The 19537-nt window shown below is 36.2% G+C and carries 17 protein-coding genes and 2 riboswitches; of the genes, 5 read left to right on the forward strand and 12 right to left on the reverse strand.

Annotated elements, in window-relative coordinates:
- Positions 1 to 104: 104 nt before the first annotated feature.
- The 10 genes from D8M06_RS15185 to D8M06_RS15225 all read right to left on the reverse strand — a co-directional run bounded on the left by D8M06_RS15185 (position 105) and on the right by D8M06_RS15225 (position 9983).
- Complete coding sequence (locus D8M06_RS15185; RefSeq protein ID WP_121205437.1) at positions 105 to 1778, reverse strand: cbb3-type cytochrome c oxidase subunit I; 1674 nt, start codon at positions 1776 to 1778, stop codon at positions 105 to 107.
- Positions 1779 to 1792: 14 nt separating this feature from the next.
- A complete protein-coding gene (locus tag D8M06_RS15190; RefSeq protein ID WP_121205438.1) occupies positions 1793 to 2260 on the reverse strand; it encodes a cytochrome c oxidase subunit II in 468 nt (155 codons plus the stop codon).
- A 15-nt stretch (positions 2261 to 2275) separates the two neighbouring features.
- Positions 2276 to 2425: a hypothetical protein gene (locus tag D8M06_RS19880; RefSeq protein WP_158591800.1), complete on the reverse strand. Its 150-nt coding sequence runs from the start codon at positions 2423 to 2425 to the stop codon at positions 2276 to 2278.
- 734 nt (positions 2426 to 3159) lie between these two features.
- The gene (locus D8M06_RS15195) at positions 3160 to 3987 is read right to left on the reverse strand and encodes a MetQ/NlpA family ABC transporter substrate-binding protein (RefSeq protein WP_121205439.1); all 828 of its coding nucleotides are present in this window, start codon (positions 3985 to 3987) and stop codon (positions 3160 to 3162) included.
- 90 nt (positions 3988 to 4077) lie between these two features.
- On the reverse strand, positions 4078 to 4749 hold the full coding sequence (locus D8M06_RS15200; protein ID WP_121205440.1) for a methionine ABC transporter permease: 672 nt from the start codon (positions 4747 to 4749) through the stop codon (positions 4078 to 4080).
- Complete coding sequence (locus D8M06_RS15205) at positions 4739 to 5752, reverse strand: methionine ABC transporter ATP-binding protein (protein WP_121205441.1); 1014 nt, start codon at positions 5750 to 5752, stop codon at positions 4739 to 4741. The genes D8M06_RS15200 and D8M06_RS15205 overlap by 11 nt, the downstream gene beginning before the upstream one ends.
- Positions 5753 to 5842: 90 nt before the next feature.
- A riboswitch (SAM riboswitch) is annotated at positions 5843 to 5953 on the reverse strand.
- Between the two features lie 101 nt (positions 5954 to 6054).
- Positions 6055 to 6435 carry a hypothetical protein gene (locus D8M06_RS15210; protein WP_121205443.1) on the reverse strand — a complete coding sequence of 127 codons (381 nt, stop codon included), beginning with the start codon at positions 6433 to 6435 and terminating at the stop codon, positions 6055 to 6057.
- A gap of 168 nt (positions 6436 to 6603) precedes the next feature.
- Positions 6604 to 7164, reverse strand: coding sequence for a helix-turn-helix domain-containing protein (locus tag D8M06_RS15215; RefSeq protein WP_121205444.1), 561 nt, complete (start codon positions 7162 to 7164; stop codon positions 6604 to 6606).
- Between the two features lie 291 nt (positions 7165 to 7455).
- The gene (locus tag D8M06_RS15220; protein ID WP_121205445.1) at positions 7456 to 8355 is read right to left on the reverse strand and encodes a hydroxymethylglutaryl-CoA lyase; all 900 of its coding nucleotides are present in this window, start codon (positions 8353 to 8355) and stop codon (positions 7456 to 7458) included.
- A 1118-nt stretch (positions 8356 to 9473) separates the two neighbouring features.
- Positions 9474 to 9983: a YbaK/EbsC family protein gene (locus D8M06_RS15225; protein ID WP_121205446.1), complete on the reverse strand. Its 510-nt coding sequence runs from the start codon at positions 9981 to 9983 to the stop codon at positions 9474 to 9476.
- A 155-nt stretch (positions 9984 to 10138) separates the two neighbouring features.
- Positions 10139 to 10320: riboswitch (Lysine riboswitch) on the forward strand.
- Between the two features lie 705 nt (positions 10321 to 11025).
- Between D8M06_RS15225 and D8M06_RS15230 the strand changes: the two genes are divergently transcribed.
- A complete protein-coding gene (locus D8M06_RS15230; RefSeq protein ID WP_121205448.1) occupies positions 11026 to 12621 on the forward strand; it encodes an amidohydrolase in 1596 nt (531 codons plus the stop codon).
- An 88-nt stretch (positions 12622 to 12709) separates the two neighbouring features.
- Here D8M06_RS15230 and uraH read toward each other — a convergent pair whose 3' ends face one another.
- The gene (gene uraH / locus D8M06_RS15235; RefSeq protein ID WP_121205450.1) at positions 12710 to 13072 is read right to left on the reverse strand and encodes a hydroxyisourate hydrolase; all 363 of its coding nucleotides are present in this window, start codon (positions 13070 to 13072) and stop codon (positions 12710 to 12712) included.
- A 269-nt stretch (positions 13073 to 13341) separates the two neighbouring features.
- Between uraH and D8M06_RS15240 the strand changes: the two genes are divergently transcribed.
- From D8M06_RS15240 to D8M06_RS15255, 4 genes are all read left to right on the forward strand, one after another.
- Complete coding sequence (locus tag D8M06_RS15240; protein ID WP_121205451.1) at positions 13342 to 14709, forward strand: alkaline phosphatase; 1368 nt, start codon at positions 13342 to 13344, stop codon at positions 14707 to 14709.
- Between the two features lie 88 nt (positions 14710 to 14797).
- A complete protein-coding gene (locus D8M06_RS15245) occupies positions 14798 to 15472 on the forward strand; it encodes a hypothetical protein (protein ID WP_121205452.1) in 675 nt (224 codons plus the stop codon).
- Positions 15473 to 15687: 215 nt separating this feature from the next.
- A complete protein-coding gene (locus D8M06_RS15250; RefSeq protein WP_121205453.1) occupies positions 15688 to 16479 on the forward strand; it encodes a nucleotidyltransferase domain-containing protein in 792 nt (263 codons plus the stop codon).
- Positions 16480 to 16712: 233 nt separating this feature from the next.
- Positions 16713 to 17300, forward strand: a complete 588-nt coding sequence (locus tag D8M06_RS15255; RefSeq protein ID WP_121205455.1) for a cell wall hydrolase — start codon at positions 16713 to 16715, stop codon at positions 17298 to 17300.
- Positions 17301 to 17420: 120 nt separating this feature from the next.
- Here D8M06_RS15255 and D8M06_RS15260 read toward each other — a convergent pair whose 3' ends face one another.
- Entirely contained in the window at positions 17421 to 19376 is a 1956-nt protein-coding gene (locus tag D8M06_RS15260) for a LysM peptidoglycan-binding domain-containing protein (RefSeq protein ID WP_121205456.1), read from the reverse strand.
- Positions 19377 to 19537: the final 161 nt, after the last annotated feature.

The raw sequence follows: 19537 nt of genomic DNA on the forward strand, positions 1-19537 counted from the left end.
GTCCTACCATTCATATTTTACGTTGAAAATACCATAGAGATAGTCAATCGACTATCTCTATTTAATTTTAGTATTCTATTTTACGATCGTTTTCGCTTTTGTTCCTACCATGTGATGAATGGTGGGGATCCTGGTACGTTGATAATGTCCATTATTGGAACAACATATCCCATTGCTACGATTAGAATTAACAATACAATGGTAAGTCCCCATCTTTCCGTCCATTTTGGTGTAGGATAAGCGTCTGCTTCCGGCTCTCCGATAGGAAATTCCGTATTACCTTTTGGTGCAAAGAACATTAAGTTAAATACGATATAGACCATAAGTACAACACCGATAATAAGGAATGTACCACCGACAGCTAGTAAGATTAAATATGGATCCCAACTTAATGCTGTTGCGTTATCTCCGTATGTTGTATAAGAAGTTCTTCTTGGTGAACCAAGTAGACCTACGAAATGCATAGCTCCGGACATAAATAGCATACCAATTGTCCAGATGATTGTTTGGATAATACCTAATTTATTCATTTGTGGTGTTAATACACGTTTGGATAGATGTGGAATTAACCAATATGCAACTCCAAAGAAAGTTAGTGCAACTGTAACTCCTAATGTTAGGTGGAAGTGTCCAACTACCCATAGTGAATTATGAACGACTTGGTTTAATTGGTTATTCGTTTGAGCAATACCACCTGCACCGGCAGGAATGAATGCTACCATGGCAATAAATGGTGCTAAAAATCGAACGTCTCCCCATGGTAATTTCTTGAACCAGCCTAACAAACCCTTTCCACCTTTTCTTCTACCTGTTCTTTCAAACATAGCAAACATGGCAAATGCAGTCATCAAGGATGGGAATCCAATTGAGAGACTCATAAATACGTGGATGAATTTCCAACCTTCTGTGATACCAGGGTCAACAATTTGATGGTGGAATCCTCCTGGGATATTAAGAATTACTAATAAAATTACAACTAACCGTGTTAGGGAATCACTAAATAGTTTTCCACCAATTAGTTTCGGAACAGCAACATACCATGCTGATATTGCAGTTAGGTACCAAATGTTAACCAACGTATGACCGAAACTCCAGAATAACGTACGACTAAGCATAACATTAATAGTTTCTGTCCAGCCAAGTGACCAAGGGATTAACATTAAGACTTCAACTGTCACACCAAGACTTCCAAATACAAGCATAACGAATACACCAGTTGCAAAGAATGCAAGTAATGGAATATGTTGACCTTTGTGATTTTTTCTCCAGTGAGCTACATTAATAAAAGCACCGAATGCAGCAATCCAAATTCCAACTACAAGAAATACTAAACCAATGTAAAATATTGGTGAAGCCTGCATAGGTGGATAAAATGTATACATAACAGATGCATTACCCATTACTACAGTTGTTGCAACAAGAACAACACCTAAAACCATCGCTCCAAATGCAGTCCATCCCATTTTTCTTACTTTCGGAAGAAGTCCTCCAAGAGTATGAGAAAGAGAAGCGTAAAAGTAACCGACTGTGAATGTAGTAGTAAATACAAGAACGAGTAAAATGCCGTGTGTAGTTAATGTTTGATAATAATCAAACCATGTCGGTAGTTCCATAAGTCCTGCACGATTTAAACCTTGAAAAAGTCCTAAGAATCCTCCGATTAATAATGCGATAAATGATACTGTAAAATAAGTTAATGAAAGCTTGGCGTCTTTAGGATTAACACCTAACGCGTGTTGCAGCTTTTCATTAAATGGCCTTTTTTCAGCTAATTCCATTTATTACCCCTCCTTTATTTCACAATAATGGTTGTTGCCATCATTTGGTGACCAGCACCACAGTATTCATTACAAAGAACTAAATATTCACCAGGTTCATCAAATGTTTGTGTAATTCTTTGAACATGTCCTGGAGTTACCATAGCATTAATATTTGTACCAGCTACTTGAAATCCATGTACCACGTCTCTAGAAGTCATGATAAATTCTACTTCTGATCCAGCAGGTACCTCTATTTCATTCGGAGTAAAACTGAAAGCTTGTAATGTCATTACAACCTCATATTTATTTTCTCCTACTTCGAAAACACCAGGATTATCGAAAGGGGCTGTTTCTGAAACTTTCTGCGGATCAATAGTTTCCATTCCACTTGGTGGAGCCATCCCTTGTGCAAAAGCTTGATAGCCAGTTAAAACCATTGAAAGAATAATAATTGCTACTCCAATAATGAGCCAAATTTCTTCGGCACGATGTAATTTCATGTTATAACCTCCCTATTAAAGTCTGACCATATAAAGCACCCATAGCAGTAAAATACAAGCTACAATCGTTCCCCCTACAAATACCAAAGAGGAAAATAGCGCGCCTTTAAATGAGTGTTCTTCGTTAACATTTTCTTTTGATACAACTTCTTTATTTGTTTCCATTCATAACCCCTCCCTTAGATTTCTTACTTTCATTTTATGATTTTACATACCTTACATAAGTGAACCACATCACACCCAAGATGTGATTTAAGGCACTTTTTACAGATTTCGTGACAAAACTTTGAACAAAAGCATATTAATGGATGTTGTTTTTTATCGTTACTTCGCATTTTATATAGACTGTTGATATCTTTAATTCAGAATAGTAATGCTCTCGCTTACACTGATGATTATTTTGTGCAGTCATTCGCTCCGGCAGAATACTCCGCTTTCCGTGGGCACGGCCTCAGCCTCCTCGGAAGAAAACCACTTCCTGCGGGGTCTTCGGACACGTGCTATTCCCACAGGAGTCTCCGTATTCTTCCTCCGCTTAAATATGCGCTCAAGATTACTTTGAGCTTATATCTCTAAAAATTACGTTTTAAGACCGTAATAATCCTTAAAACAGCATATTTCTTTTTTATACAAGTAGAGCAGACGCATAGCGGAGGAAATACACGGAGACTCCTGCGGGAAGAAGAGCATCGGTGAGACTACGTAGTGCGAAAGCACGAAGGAGGCTCACCAGCTCCCCGCGGAAAGCGTGTATTTCCGCAGCGAAAGTTAAGCACATTACTCTGAATTCAGATTATCAACAGTTTCTATCAACTCCGACTTAGATAAAAAGCAACACAACTTACGAAAAGAGCTTTATTGAACACAAAAAAATGAGGAGACGTTTGTCTCCTCATTTTTTATTCCATCCAGCTTGGTTTTCCAAATCCTTGGAATTCTTCATCTATGGTATCTTCAAATGCTTCTGACTCTACTACTTCTTTTAAGTCTGTTGCTAGTTCACTATCTTCATTTTCCGCTGTTATTGCTACTACATTACGATAGGAATCATTCATATCTTCTAATGCTAATGCATCTAGCAAGTCCATTTCTGCTGCTAAAGCATAGTTCCCAGGTACAGCAGATAGGTCAGCACTTTCCACTGCGCGTGGTAGTTGACCAGCTTCGATTGGTTGGAATACTAAGTTTTTTGGATTTTCTACAATATCTTTTTCAGAAACCGTTAATTCTTCAGCATTTTCATCAATTACGATTAATCCTTCATCTCTAAGTGTATTAAAAGCTCTTGCTCCGTTTGTTGGATCATTTGGAATGGCAATAGTTGCTCCATCTTCAATTTCTTCTATAGAATTATATACATCTGAATAAATCCCCATTGGTGCTGTTGGTACAGTAATAAGTGCAGTTAAATCCATATCATTTTCCACTTCAAAGTTTTCCAGGTAAATAGTATGTTGGAATAGGTTTACATCAATATCTCCATTATCCAATGCGTTATTGGGTTGAATGTAGTCACTGAATTCAACCACTTCTACTGTATACCCTAATTCTTCTAACCCGGGTTTCAGACCTTTAGTAGACATGTCACTGTATGGTCCTGGTGTTGCCCCTATCTTAATGTCTTTAGGTTCTTCTGCAGACTCTGAATCACTACCTTCCGAATTTCCACATGCTGCTAATAGCAAGATTGTAATAAAAACAATCAGTGCAAGGACGTTCTTCTTCATGTTATTTTCCCCTTTTGTGTATAATTTTTATTATCAGGCACTTTCCAAGAAAACCATTATTTCTTTAGAAAAACTGCCAACATAAATCCTTTATTTTTTGTCGACTACCTTGGCTATTTTGTCCCCAATCAGTTGAATAAGCTGAACAAAAACGATCAATATAACTACCGTAGTTATCATAATCGTGTCATCATATCGATAATAACCAAATCGAATGGCTAAGTCTCCAATACCGCCACCACCAACTGTTCCCGCAATGGCAGAAGTTCCAACTAAACTCACAACCGTAATCGTAATACCTGAGATAATTCCAGATTTGGCTTCTGGTAATAATACATCTTTAATAATCATCCATGGTGTACCACCTGCTGCTATTGCTGCTTCAATTACTCCATAGTCAATCTTGCGAAAAGCTGTCTCTACTAATCGAGCAAAAAAAGGAATGGCAGCAACAGATAAGGAAACACTCGCAGCGGTAGGCCCAATCATTGAATCTACAAGCCAAACTGTGAAAGGGATCAATGCAACCAGCAAGATAATAAAAGGAATTGATCGAATCATATTTACGATAAAACCTATCACTTGATTAATGATACGATTTTCCCAAAACAATCCTTTATCCGTAACAAACAGCAAGATACCTACTGGTAGACCAATCATCACTGCTACAAATAAGGCTATAGCAATCATATATAAAGTCTGCATAAACGCAAGGTTAATTTCTGGCAAAAATTCAATCAAATGGTTTACATCAAACTCCATGACGTATCACCTCCACTAGTGCTGTTCGTTTGCCAATATAGTCTAAGGCTTTTTTAATTTCAGCTTTCCCGCCTGTCAATTCCATAACAAAAATTCCTAACGGCTGTTCTTGTATATAATCAATCGACCCATGTAAGAAATTCCCGTTTATGGCGAACTTTTGTATCGTATCTGAAACAACACTTTCACCAGCTACTTCACCTTTAAACACTACTTTTACTAAAGTTCCTGAGACCTTCTTTAAGATGGTCTCAGGTAATTCAAAGGAGATAACACTTTCAATAAACTCTCTTGTCAATTCCTCTTTAGGACTAGCAAAAATATCATACACTTTACCTTCTTCTACCACTCTACCACCTTGCATAATAGCCATCCTGTGACAGATTTCTTTTACTACATCCATCTCATGTGTAATTAATACGATTGTTATATTTAATTCTCTATTAATCTTCTTTAATAGTTTTAAGATAGACTTGGTTGTTGTTGGGTCGAGCGCAGAAGTCGCTTCATCACATAAAAGAACTTTTGGATTATTCGCAAGCGCTCTTGCAATTCCAACTCGCTGCTTCTGACCACCACTTAACTGACCAGGGTAAACATCCCTTTTATCGGATAACCCTACCATTTCTAACAGCTGTTCCACCCGATCGTTGATTTTACTCGCTGGTACTCTTGCTGCCTTAAGTGAAAAAGCAATATTCTCGAATACGGTCTTCTGACTCACTAAATTAAAATGTTGGAAAATCATCCCAATACGCAATCGAGCTTGACGCAGTTCTTCACTTTTTAATGTGGTTAAATCTACTCCATCCACTGTGATGTTCCCAGTCGTTGGTCTTTCCAGTAGATTGATGCATCTTACCAAGGAACTTTTTCCTGCACCCGAGTAACCAACAATCCCATAGATTTCCCCTTCATTTATTGTTAATGAAACATTATCGACGCCTTTTATTTCCCCTTTCTTTGTTCGATAGACTTTTGAAAGGTTGTTAATAGTAATCATCTATTTCCCCTCACTTGTATCACCACTATGTTAATAAAAAAAATGCTCCATTCATCTGAAAGGAGCATGGACACACATTTATGTATCTTCCGCTTATCTTTCAGAATGTATACTCATTCTGTAGGACTTGGCACCTTCCCAATTAATGAAGGGGGTTGCCGGACGTCATAGGGCCTATCCCTCGGTCTCTCTAGATAAGATAAAATATTCAATTTGTAAATGATGTTTATTATTATACGTCTGGAACAATAAACTGTCAACGAGTAATTTTCATTCGTTTTTAATTAGTAAGATTTTTTGCGTTATCCTTGTTCGATCAAAATTCTGTTAATTTGTTTAATTAATTTATCAGAAAAATCACGAATCTTACTCCATCTATCAGAATCCAGTTTTAGTTCATTAAATTCATCTCCTACTTCTGTTGATTCAAATTCACTAACAAGTATCTTTTTCAACAATCTACTATCAACAAACTCAGGTAATGGAAAACCATATAATTTTAATAGATTGTCTGTACTCGCTAGAATCCCATCTGAAATGTGCTTTTCCATTTGTGCGACCGGGTGTAGCCATGAAGAACCAATATGTATTATCTTTCTTTTATTTCTATCAACAATAATATAAATCCAGTCTTCATTTGTATGTAGTTGTGAATTAGTGATAGTTGCTTCAATATAGTCCAATTCTCCACCCCCAACATGGTAGAACTAAGAGGAATTCTCTGTTTTTAAATATTGTTTTTACCTTTTTCTATATTATCACAAAATTATGTATTACGTGAAATTACATTACTATTACACAAAAAAAATGGTGTACATCAGCTGTATACCATTTTAAGTCCTCTATTCCATTTATACTGCTCGATCAATAAAGCATGCTAACACTTGTGCTTCTTCATCTGTAACAGGTACAAATAGATGAGGTTTAGATCCCTCAAAATAAGCGCTATCCCCTTTTTCCATATAATAATTTTCACCATCATACAATAAATAGATAGAGCCCTCCAGTATGAAAATAAATTCATCCTGAGTATGAGTATAGGTTTCCGTTCTCATATTCATATTTTTTGGAGTAACATGTACAATAGTTGGTTCTATTCCACTAAATTGAGACCGATTTGCAAGTAATTCATAGGAATACCCCATATGTGCATCCCCTACTTTGGATTTTCGGTTTGACCTTTTCTGTAATACAAGCGTATCATCAACCTTGTCGTCCAGTAGCCAGGATAATGTTACATTCAAAGCTTCACTAATTTTAGAAAGTGTAGCTACCGCTGAAGCAGTTTGCCCATTCTCAATTTTGGATAACATACTTTTGGATATACCGCATTCTTCAGCAATCTGCTGCTGGGTTTTCTTTTGTCTTAAGCGCAGACCTTTAATTTTTTGTCCAATCTTATTTAAATCTATCGAAACTCATTCCCTTCTGCTACGTTCCATTATGTAGTCCTTTTATCATAGAATAGCTAAGTGTTTACAGTCAAGAAATGACAGGAAAACTTTTTGGAATGCTAATGTAATGATGTCCTTTATACAAATATATATAATAGAAAGAACAAGCCTTTGTATAATCTATACCGTGAAGGCAGAATACTAAAAGCGAAGTATTCTGCCTCTGTTCATGTTACTAATTCCCGGAACAATATTTGATTCTCTTTCACCTACGAACCATATAAAGGTATTAAAGGTACCATAAAGCTGCTATTGTGCATTTGCTAATAATGACCTGCTAGGTAATACTTTTCCTAACTTACTTTGAATATACAAAGAAGCTTCTTGTATGTTCTTTTCATCAATTCCTGTTTCTATTCCTAAACCATGTAATAGGTACAATACGTCATTTGTAGCAACATTTCCCGCTGCTCCAGGCGCATAAGGGCATCCACCCAATCCTCCGATAGAGCTATCGAAGCGAGTAATACCATACTGTATGGAAGTAAGTATATTGGCTATAGCCATTCCTCTTGTATCATGAAAATGCATAATTATTTTCTCTTGCGGATACCTTTTCAATATGACATCAAGTAGGTTTTCTACTTGTGAAGGTACAGCTGAACCTATCGTATCACCTAGTGACAGATCATCAACGCCTAATTCTAATAATCTATCACATACCGTAATTACTTTTTCTGGATCCATTCTTCCCTCATATGGACAATCAAATACTGTGGATACATACCCTGTCACATATTTCCCTTCATTTTTAGCGTCTTCAATTACTCCCTTTAATACAGGAAATGTTTCATTTATCGATTTATTTATGTTTTTTCTATTGTGGGTTTCACTCGCAGACATAAACACAGAGGCTCCATCTACTCCTGCTTCCAATGCATATTCTAAACCTTTTTGGTTTGGTACAAGAGCAGAGTAAGTTACTTGAGGATTCCGCTTGATTTGTTTACCAACTTCTCTTGCATCAGAGAGCGCTGGAATCATCTTAGGGTTCACAAAAGAGGAATATTCAATCTCTTTAATTCCTGTATTGGATAACATATTAATCCAGGCAATTTTCGATTCAGTAGGTACCCATGTCTTCTCATTTTGTAATCCGTCACGTGGGCCAACTTCCTTTATTCTCACAGATCCAGGCAATTTCTCCATATCAAACCCTCCTGTTCATTGGTATTAATTCATCAGACACTTTTCACAGAATTCATTGCTTTTGAAGTTTTACTGTTGTTAGAGATTCCTGATTTATTTAATTCAGAATAGTTAGCCCTCGCTTTCACTTATGAATGTTTTTTGCTGGCATTCGCTCCGGCAGAATACTTGCGGTTCGCGGGCACGGCCTCAGCCTCCTCGGAAGAAAACCACTTCCTGCGGGGTCTTCGGATACGTGCTGTTCCCACAGGAGTCTACGTATTCTGCCTCCGCTATGATATACCCTCTAGATATTTTTAAAGCTATAGTCTATAATGTCGCGCTTGGGGCAGTTGTTCCTCGTAAATAGAATTACTCTAGTTAAAATCAAGTAGAGCAGGAACTTAGCGGAGGAAATACACGAAGACTCCTTGAAAAAAGAAGACCACTTTTTTCTGCGTGCGATGTAACCCTGCCGAAGCGTTCCTTGTCCTGCGGGAAGAAGAGCATCGGTGAGACTACGTAGTGAGGCAACTACATGAATAATCTTCCTTGTTCCCTTGCGCCGAGAAAGCCCACTTCGAAGCATTACTGGAAGACGCAGGCGCACAAGCTTTTCAGCACGGAGGAGGCTCACCAGCTCCCCGCGGAAAGCGTAGTGTATTTCCGTAGCGCATGTTTAGCAGTATTCTGAATTAAAGTTTTCAACAGTCTATGTTAAATGTATAGTAAAGTCATCTTAAAAAAAGCAACAATCTTTTAGAAAAGATCCAATCATGAAAAATTATTTTCGTCTACGAGTGTCTGTGTGGTCTTATTGAGGTAGGGATTTTATAGTTTATGTGTTTGTATAATAAATAGTTCAACCTTTAAGAAATCGCTTTCTCTTTTTGGTGAATATTATAAACCTATATGCATTTTATTCATCGAAGTTTCTTTTTATTCAACTTTGTTGAATACAGTATATAATAACTATTCTGTTAATGTCAATTAGAGAAGTGATTCTAAATATATGAACATGGCATTTCTTTAAAAAAAATCCATTTAAAAAGGTTCGGATTATGTCCGAACCTTTTACCTTCAGAAGATTGTGCATTCATTTAATTTGAATGTATATTCCTGCTATGTATTTATTGAGCTTATTTTTCGACCATTTTTTCCACCCTTTCTTCCTCATTAAACCAACCTTTACATACATCTACCCAATCTTTTGCAGATGCATAGATACCCAATTCTTCTAGTGTTAATTCGATAGCACTATTGGTACTTCCACAAGCCGGAAAGACCGTTTCAAATCGTTTCATAGATTTATCCAAATAGACATCTAAGTTTTTTTTTAATCCAAACGGACAGACACCACCAATTTTATGCTCAGTTTGTTCCAGCACCTGATCTGGTGAAAGCATTCTTGCTTTATAACCGAAAGTATGACGAAACTTTTTATTGTCAATTTTCACATCTCCTGCTGCAACGATAAGTATCGTCCCTTCCACTTCCCCTCTAAAACATAAAGTCTTAGCAATTCGTGCTGGTTTAACCCCAATTGTATTCGCCGCTTCCTCTACAGTAGCACTAGAAGAGTCAAACTCCATCACTTCTTGTTCTCGATCAAATTTTTTAAAATGTTTTTTCACACTTTCAATTGACAACTATTCTTCCACCCTTTCAGAACTTTTTAATTGTTATAATAACACACTTTAACACGGGAAATCGATAAAATAATTCTCTAATTTTCAAAATACTATTGAACTCTTTCTTATCTTTTGATAGTATGATAGTAAATTTCATAGATACCTTATCAGATCGGTGAGGTAGAGGTGCATTTAATATAAGTAATCAATCGGAGTATGACATCGCCTGATGATTGATGAAAGGATTAGATGCCGAAGCGTAATAAGCGTCCATCTTATTGCTGCTGGGATGTTCCCTGAATAAGGGGCAGACTGTCATGCTTGTTTTAACCAAGTATGGAGAACTACTGATCGAAATGGAGGATAACGTATATTGTAGAATGAAACAATGATAGTTATTATCTATCATTGTTTTTTGAATTGATAAAGTTCATATTTCACACCACCACCTCCCCATTCGTTCCTAGACTCCTTCTTCTTTCTTAATTTTATTTTCCAAGAAAGTTTCCTTAATCAAAACTGGCATTAAACAGTATTTCTAAAAACAAAATAGAATATTACTTTTCTAAGTGAACGGAGTTTGTATAAAATACGAACTAGTAAATAATGGCTCTTTGTGCAAGTTTTATTTTCAAAAAATGACACAGTTGATAGAAACTGTTGTTAATCTGAATTCAGAGTAATGTGCTTAACTTTCGCTGCGGAAATACACTACGCTTTCCGTGGGGAGCTGGTGAGCCTCCTTCGTGCTGAAAAGCGTGTGCGCCTGCGTCTTCCAGTAGTGCTTCGAAGCGATCCTAGTAGACGCAGGCTCAGTAACGGTTTTTCCGCTAGGAGGCTGAGGCCGTGCCCGCGAGCCGCAAGTATTCTGCCGGAGCGAATGATCGCACAAATCAAAAGTGTAAGCGAGAGCTACACTATCCTGAATTAAAGATATTAGAACTCTATACAAAATATGAAACAAAGCTATGTTCAAAAAGCAATAATCTTTTAGAAAATAGCCAAAATAAAAAGCTTAAATGAAATATACTAGATACTACTTCAAAAGGGAGTTTTTCACATGAGAAAAATTTATATAAATGGAATCTTTTATACCTTTGATAAAATACATCCAATTGTCGAATCAGTAGTCATTCAACATGGTCGATTTATTGACATGGGTACGACTGATGATATGCTATTGCATTGGAAAAATCCTAACTGTGAGGTTATTAATCTACAAGGAAAAGCTGTTACACCTGGTCTAACTGATAGTCATCTACATTTATCAATGGTAGCAGATAACTTCCTTAACTTGGGTTTGACTGGAATAACTTCCAAAGAAGATATGTTGGAAATGATTCAAAAAAGAGCAAAACAACTAGAACCGGGAGAATGGTTGTTAGGAAGTGGTTGGGATGAAAATCTCTTTACAAAGGGGGCTATTCCAACAATTTCAGAGCTCGATTACGTCGCACCAAGTAATCCTTTATTCTTAAGTAGAATTTGTCAGCATGCAGCAGTAGTTAATAGCAAAGCTCTGGAAATTAGTAATTATCACCCATCCATTACAGTTCCTGAAGGCGGAACAATTGTCCTAGACGAAGTAACCAAACAACCAACAGGTCTCTTACTTGAATCTGCCAGAGACCTTATTAAAAAACACATTCCGGAAAATACGTATCCAGTACTAAAAGATGCGATGCGCAAAGCTATACAATTTGCTGTAAAAAAAGGAATAACGAGCGTCCATACCAATGATCCTCATTATCTTGGTGGATTACAGCAAACATATCGTATTTATGATGAACTACTAAATGGTGAAAAGTTAGGCTTACGTACGAATCTATTAATCGATTATGATTTCTTAGATGATCTAAGAGATGCTGGAATGTATACAGGTTATGGTAACAGCACACTACAGATTGGGGCTGTAAAACTATTTGCCGATGGAGCATTTGGCAGAAGAACAGCTCTTCTTTCAGGAGAATATAGTGATGAAGCGGGTAATTACGGTGAAGCCATGTTTGACAACAATGCGCTCTATAGCATTGTCAAACGAGCACGCGACTTAAACATGCCTGTCGCCGTTCATACTATAGGTGATCAAGCTTTGGAAAATGTCCTGGAAGTCTTAGACCAGTTCCCTTCAGTATCTTATCGCGACCGACTGATTCACACACAAGTTCTTCGTGAAGATTTAATCAAGAGACTTGCTCATCCTAGTAGAATTGCTGATATACAACCGCGCTTCTTAGCAAGTGATTTTCCATGGGTGCAAGAACGCTTAGGTGAAGAACGAATTATACTTTCCTATGCATGGAAATCTATGCAGAAAGCTGGGGTTATATGTGCAGGGGGATCTGATGCTCCTGTTGAACCAGTTGATCCACTTCTTGGCATCCATGCAGCTGTTACAAGGAAGATTCCTGGTGAGGACCACATTGGTTTCAATCCTATAGAGAAATTATCCATGCATGAAGCATTTCGATTATTTACTGAATTAGGTGCATACCCAACAAACGAAGAAAAACTAAAAGGAACAATATCCCGTGGGAAACTAGCTGATATGACCGTCTATTCACAAAATCCATTTAACATGAAAGATGCAGATGAATTACTGAATACCCAGATTGTTATGTCCATTATTGGCGGTGATATAAAATATCAGGGATAGATAGGAAGAAAGACATCGCTTAAAGAAAGTCAGGTAATCCTTAAAAAGAGGATTACCTGCTTTTTTTATGTAAGACTGGGTCATTACATTAAGATAATTTTTCTTGATATATTTGATATCCCCACGTAGAAACATGTAATGGAACGTGATAATGTGACGTTTCATCATTGATACCGAAGCGTATGGGAATAATATCAAGAAAAACTGGCTCCTCTAACTCCAGATTTTTTTTCCTGAAATAATCCCCAATATAAAACAATATTTCGTAATCAGCTTTCATCATCTGTTTTTCTGTTAATAGTGGAGCCTCCAACAGTCCCTCTGTATTGGTATAGTTTGCATTAATTAATTCTCTTTGAAAAGATTGCTCATGTCGCATATAAAGTTCTACTAAAACATTTTCGGCAGGCTTACCGTGTGTTAAATCTAATACTTGTGTAGTTAAAGCCATTCGTATTCCTCCCTATCATTTCTATTTTTCTTTTATATTAACTATAGTAACAACTTTATAGAATAATTTCATTATTTTGAATAAAATAAATTAATATTTTATTTGTTAATAAGTAATTTTCAATACCAAACCGAATCCCCTTCTTCATACCTAAGCATTACGTACCTATTTTTTTTATATTATTCTAATATTCTATTTATACTAGCTCAATAGAGTATTAGTAGACTGATAACTGAAAGAAACTTAATCACTTAAAGGAGGAATTTCTTTTGTTAAAAAAAATAGGAAAAAAGCTATTGCCGATAGCTATAGTATCCACACTTGCCATCTCAACATTTGCAAGTGATGTACCAACTGTTGACGCAAAGGTAAGTCCAAACCAAGGGAAAGTCAAGAATGTTATCTTCATGATTGGGGATGGAATGGGGCCAACATACAACACCGCATACCGCTCATTTAAAGATAATAAATCTACACCGTATATGGAAAAGACAGCTTTTGATGAGTATTTAGTAGGTATGCAAGAAACCTATCCATGGGATCCGGACGAAAACATAACAGACTCTGCAGCAGCTGCTACCTCCATGGCTGCTGGCATAAAGACCTATAACAATGCTATAGCCGTAGATGTAAAAAAGAACGAAGTGAAAACTGTACTGGAAGAAGCGAAAGAAGATGGTAAAGCAACAGGACTTGTTGCTTCTTCCCAAGTAAACCATGCAACACCGGCATCTTTTGGTGCCCACGATGAATCACGCCATAATTACAATGACATAGCAGACGATTATATCGACGAAAAAGTAAACGGCGAACCTAAGATTGATGTTATTCTTGGTGGCGGAACTTCATATTTCGATCGCTCTGATCGTGATCTTACGAGTGAATTTCAAGAAGAAGGTTTTAGTTATGTGACAACTAAAAAAGAACTAATGAAAGATGACAATGAACAGGTGTTAGGATTATTCGCACCAGTTGGTTTAGATAAAGCTATCGATCGTCAAGAACATCAACCATCACTTGCCGATATGACAGATGCTGCACTTGATCGTTTAAACCAAGATAAAGACGGGTTTTTCCTAATGGTAGAAGGTAGCCAAATTGACTGGGCTGGACATGACAATGATATTGTCTCTGCTTTAAGTGAAATGGAAGACTTTGAACAAGCTTTTGAATCAGCGATTAATTTTGCTAAAGAAGATGGGCAAACACTTGTTATCACTACTGCCGATCACTCAACGGGTGGATTTGCCATGGGAATTGACGGAGTATATAAATGGGATCCAGCTCCATTAAAAGCAGCTAAACGCACACCTGACTTCATGGCTTCTGAAATCACCAACGGAGCAGATGTAGAAGATGTACTAGAACAATATATAGATCTCAATCTAACGGATGATGAAGTTAAATCCGTTCAAAATGCAGCAAAATCGAACGACGTAACAACCATTGATAATGCGATTGAACAAATATTTGACCTTCGTTCCGGTACTGGTTGGACAACTGGAGGCCATGACGGTGTAGACGTGAATGTATATGCATATGGCCCACAAGCGGATAAATTTGTTGGATTGCACGACAACCATGAAGTTGGTCAAATGGTAATAGATGTTTTAAGCAATAAGAGAAACAAGAAATAAGAATTTAAATATTCCACTTTAGTAAATAGGATCCCGCTCTTTTTTACTATGCGGGATTCATGTCTTCTATTTGGTAGGAGGAAAATATATGAAAAATGCTCTATTAATGATTATTACAACTCTTGTTCTTTCGGGATGTATAAATCCGGATCAACAATCTGAACCCGTTAATGATGAATTCCATCAGAAAAAAGAAACGGACCGTGTTCACGCTGAATCAACAGAGAAAAATGATCCTTATATGCATAATCCACAAGCACCAGATACTCGCTCATTAGAGAATATCGGTCAGGAATTTACTGATGAAAATGGGAAAGTTATTTTAAAAGCAATCTCAGATTATATGGATACACATAGGATTGGCCCAGTCGAACTCAGCATTACGGATATTAAAGTTATGGATTATACTCCTGCCCTCCATTTAATCGATTACTTTCATGGATTCACAAATAACGAAACCAATTTCCATTATATAAAACTTGCTGTAACTATAAACAATACATCTTCAGAAGACGTCAATTTTGCTCCTGTTTCCATTCTTAAAACAAATAAGGGTGAAATGAAAAACTTTGAAGATGATTTTTATTTGCAAAATTTACACGGGATTCTTTTAGCCAACGAACAAAAATCGGGAGAATTAGCCTTTATATTAGATGAGACAACCCCAGACAAATTAACTGAGATTCAGATTACAACCAGTGACATCTTTGACGAAAATAATGAATCTATTCAAAAAGGAAAGGAAATTAATATTCATTTTTAATCTAGGTAGCTGGTTCAAAAGGTTTAATTGAAGTGAATCCGAACTTTTAGTACAATGGTTCGGATTTTTTATACCATAACTTCCCAAACCCGAAATACACCTTGCTAATGATGATTGTTATCATACTTATTATTTTCTCTGTTTTTTGTTTAAGATAAAGCAACTCCCTCTATAATAATTATTAAGAGCAACTATAAAAAATACAGGAGATTCATATGAGAGAAATTATTAAAAGAAACTTACACTCTATCGAAGAAACGCATCAAGTTAAAATACTCTACGCATGCGAAGCTGGCAGCCGTGCATGGGGGTTAGAAAATAAGAGTAGTGATTATGATGTTAGGTTTATTTATATCCATCCAACCAATGATTATTTAAGTATTGACCCTATGGGAATTGGTAAGAAAACCGATGTAATGGAAGTTCCTATTAGCGATAAGCTAGATATGTTTGGCTGGGAATGTACGAAAGCATTACGGCTTTTCAGAAAATCAAATCCCTCTTTTCTGGAGTGGTTACACTCAGAGTTAGTCTATTCTGAAGCATTTACTACAATTAAAAAAATAAAAGACATTGAAAATGACGTCTTTTCAGCTAAATCATCTATTCATCATTATGTAAATATGGCAAAGAATAATTTTAAAAAATATCAACAAGCTGACTTCTTAGATATAAAGCAACTTCTTAATGTGATACGCCCTATTTTATTAGCGAAATGGATAGAAGAGAACAAGAGATTTCCATCAGTTAACCTTCCATTTATTTTAGAAAACTTAACACTTAAAAAGGATATTATAGATTTTATATATTCCTTGATACAAGTGAAGAAGAGCGGAAGGAGTACTTTAAGTAATCCAGAAATAGAAGTACTTCAGTCATTTTCTGTAAAGGAGATTACCCGCCTTAAGAATACATTAAATAAACTGGGACCAAAACCTACTAAACCACTTATTGAACCTTTAGATAATATATTTCGTGAAACTTTAAACGAAGTATGGGGAGAATAAGTTTTTGCTATATTTCAAACTTATAACAATCGTTACATAACATCCTTTATTTGGTATTTAATCCATATATTAACGCCATCTCCGTCTGAGGGAGATATTTCCAATCATACTATAAATATAGATGTTTTCTATATTTTGTTGGACCATTCTCCAAAAGGAAAACTTTGGCTAATGATAAACTATATTACATCTAGTAATCTTTTATTGTGACCTATTTACTAGGAGGAGAAAAGATGAAAAAGATTACTAAATTACTATTAACAATAGCATTAACTATAAGTATATTCACACTTCCAGCTGGTGCGGATGCAGCTTCCTATACTGTTCAAAAAGGAGATAGTTTTTGGTCCATTTCCAATAAATTTGGAATTACCCTTACAAACTTACAAATCGCGAATAATCGTGCTGGCAGTACAATATATACTGGAGAATCTATTCAAATTCCAGATACAGTTTCTTTTGCTGACAAAGAATTAATGGCGAAGCTTGTACATGCAGAAGCGAAGGGCGAGCCGTACGCAGGGAAAGTGGCTGTTGCTACGGTGTTGTTAAATCGTGTAGACCATAATGAATTTCCGAACACAGTTAAAGAAGTCATTTATGAAAAATCAGGTGGTCACTATGCTTTTACCCCTGTACAAAATGGAACAATTAACAGTGGATATACAGCAGAAGATATGAAAGCAGTAGATGAAGCTGTTGCATATCGTGGCCAGGGTAATGGATCTATTTATTTCTACAATCCAAAAACATCAACAAGCGATTGGATTTTTTCACGTGACGTAACCATTACAATAGGTAATCATCGATTTGCAAAATAAATAAAGAGAGGCTGAGACAAAAGAAATTTCGGGAGAATAAAAATGCGAAGTAGATTTAAGGGTAAATTCGCTTCGGAAATATACTCTTTTTCTTTTATGACTCAGCCTCTTTTAACATCTTCACCGAATCCCTGCAGCAGCTTTTACTCGAGCTTCATGTGAAGCATCGGCCTTCCCATCTTTATGCCTTGTGCTATTGCCAAAATAAACATCGAAATGTCCAGTTATACCATTGTTTGCAATAAATTCCCGCTCGTGTGGCATAAAGCTCATACTTGCTGCAATTTTTCTTCCGTCTATTTCCAAGACTACTGCCCTTGGTGTCCAAGAAAAACCTCCCCAAATAGACTTAGCAATATTTGTATCATTAGTTGAAACGGTTTCTGAGTCGGCATGATTGGCGCCAATTGTCCGTTGGATAAAGAAGCTTTTTCCAGTTTTCATATCCGTTACTTTTGCTTTTTTTCCAATAGTAAATACATATTGTGCTTCCGTCCACCAATCCATATATTCTCCATGTTTTTCACTAACTACTTCTTTGACTGCTATATGATGTACAGGAATTCTCAATTTCTGTCCTATAGAAAGTCTGCTATTTGTAGTTAAATTATTTACTTTTAATAATTCACTTTGCGGTATTCCATACTTAATACTTAAATCCCAAATATTATCTCCAGATTCAATGGTATGTGTCGTATACGATATTGAATTTACTGTTGACAGATCTGGTGCATTTAAACCATCAGGTATCTCTAGAATTTGGCCAACTTGAAGCAAATCGGCTTTGAGATTATTTACTGATTTAATTGCATTAACCGAAACATCAAAGCGATTAGCTATAACAGATAAATTTTCGCCAGACTTAACTGTGTATTGAAATGTTGTTCTTTCACTTTGTTGTTCGCTTGCTTTCGGTGTAGATTGGGTACTATTTTCTTTCTGGTTAATTGTGAGGGTTTGTCCAACTTGCAAGGTGTCAGATGTCAAGTTATTTTCACTCTTCAATGCATTTACTGTCATTCCAAATCGTTTCGCAACTGACCATAGTGTATCTCCTGCATTAACTGTATACTTTTGATTAGCAGTTGAAGAATTAGGTGTAGTTTCAGGTTTTGAAGTAGTTGGGATTTTTAACGTTTGTCCAATGCTTAGTAGATTGGATGTTAAATTATTGGATTGTTTCATACTATCCACACTTGTTCCAAATTTATTTGCTATAGAATACAAAGTATCACCTGAAGTAACTTTATAAGATTGTGTTGTATCTGCGCTGCGTTCAGTTGTATCTACACTAGATGCATTTCCTGGAATTTGTAACGTTTGACCAATACTCAAAGAATCTGTTGTTAAGTGGTTGGCACTTTTAATCTCGTTTACACTCGTCCCAAATTTATTAGCCAAGGAGTATAATGTATCTCCAGTCACAACCTTGTAGGTACTAGTTTTGGTTACTTTAGTTGAAGATACATTTCCATTGTTTGCACCTCCAATTGGAGCTGGTATTATTAAAGATTGTCCAATTGTTAAGGTATCTTCAGTTAGGTTGTTTACATCCTTTATTTCGTTAATACCTATTCCAAATTTATTCATTAAAGACCATAACGTGTCACCAGGCTGAACCGTATGAATGGCCTTAGGAATAATTAAAGGTTGATTGAGTTTCACTGTGTCTGAGGTTAGATTATTTGCACGCTTTATATTGGCTACAGAAGAATTATATTTTTTTGCAATACTATAGAGAGTGTCTCCAGCTTCCACTTTATAATATATCCCACTAGAATTAATAACTTCTGAGGTATTTGATAATTCAGCTGCTTCAGAAGTAGATATATTTGTGCCCATAGCTAAGGATGTGACAACCATTCCACCTGCCATAATTTTAACCATACTAACTTTTACATTAGGGTAGCGCGTATGGATGATTTGTCTCGCAGTGGCCATAAAATTGCGTTTAGTCTTAGGAACAGTTCCTAATTCATTAGCAAATTCCGTCATAGAATCATTAAGATAAATAAATAATGTATATTCATTGGTTTGTTTATCAAGTTTTATTTCATATTTTTGTATTTCATTCATCGAAACGGTCTCCTTTTGTATTTTTATCAGCGGAGTATATGTTTTAGTATTCTACAAAAAGAAAAAAACATGATTTCTTTATTTTGGTGCCTGTCACTCCCCGATTTTTGTCGAATGCTCATAAAGAAACCTCTTCTGGTTGGAAGAGGTTGCGGCTAACA

The sequence above is a fragment of the Oceanobacillus halophilus genome (assembly GCF_003628505.1).
Classification (GTDB): domain Bacteria; phylum Bacillota; class Bacilli; order Bacillales; family Amphibacillaceae; genus Oceanobacillus; species Oceanobacillus halophilus.

Excerpts from the sequence above, each read along its gene's own strand:
- D8M06_RS15185 (WP_121205437.1), bottom strand. The coding sequence starts at position 1,778 with ATGGAATTAGCTGAAAAAAGGCCATTTAATGAAAAGCTGCAACACGCG.
- D8M06_RS15190 (WP_121205438.1), bottom strand. The coding sequence starts at position 2,260 with ATGAAATTACATCGTGCCGAAGAAATTTGGCTCATTATTGGAGTAGCA.
- D8M06_RS19880 (WP_158591800.1), bottom strand. The coding sequence starts at position 2,425 with ATGGAAACAAATAAAGAAGTTGTATCAAAAGAAAATGTTAACGAAGAA.
- D8M06_RS15195 (WP_121205439.1), bottom strand. The coding sequence starts at position 3,987 with ATGAAGAAGAACGTCCTTGCACTGATTGTTTTTATTACAATCTTGCTA.
- D8M06_RS15200 (WP_121205440.1), bottom strand. The coding sequence starts at position 4,749 with ATGGAGTTTGATGTAAACCATTTGATTGAATTTTTGCCAGAAATTAAC.
- D8M06_RS15205 (WP_121205441.1), bottom strand. The coding sequence starts at position 5,752 with ATGATTACTATTAACAACCTTTCAAAAGTCTATCGAACAAAGAAAGGG.
- D8M06_RS15220 (WP_121205445.1), bottom strand. The coding sequence starts at position 8,355 with ATGGAGAAATTGCCTGGATCTGTGAGAATAAAGGAAGTTGGCCCACGT.
- D8M06_RS15230 (WP_121205448.1), top strand. The coding sequence starts at position 11,026 with ATGAGAAAAATTTATATAAATGGAATCTTTTATACCTTTGATAAAATA.
- uraH (WP_121205450.1), bottom strand. The coding sequence starts at position 13,072 with ATGGCTTTAACTACACAAGTATTAGATTTAACACACGGTAAGCCTGCC.
- D8M06_RS15245 (WP_121205452.1), top strand. The coding sequence starts at position 14,798 with ATGAAAAATGCTCTATTAATGATTATTACAACTCTTGTTCTTTCGGGA.
- D8M06_RS15250 (WP_121205453.1), top strand. The coding sequence starts at position 15,688 with ATGAGAGAAATTATTAAAAGAAACTTACACTCTATCGAAGAAACGCAT.
- D8M06_RS15255 (WP_121205455.1), top strand. The coding sequence starts at position 16,713 with ATGAAAAAGATTACTAAATTACTATTAACAATAGCATTAACTATAAGT.
- D8M06_RS15260 (WP_121205456.1), bottom strand. The coding sequence starts at position 19,376 with ATGAATGAAATACAAAAATATGAAATAAAACTTGATAAACAAACCAAT.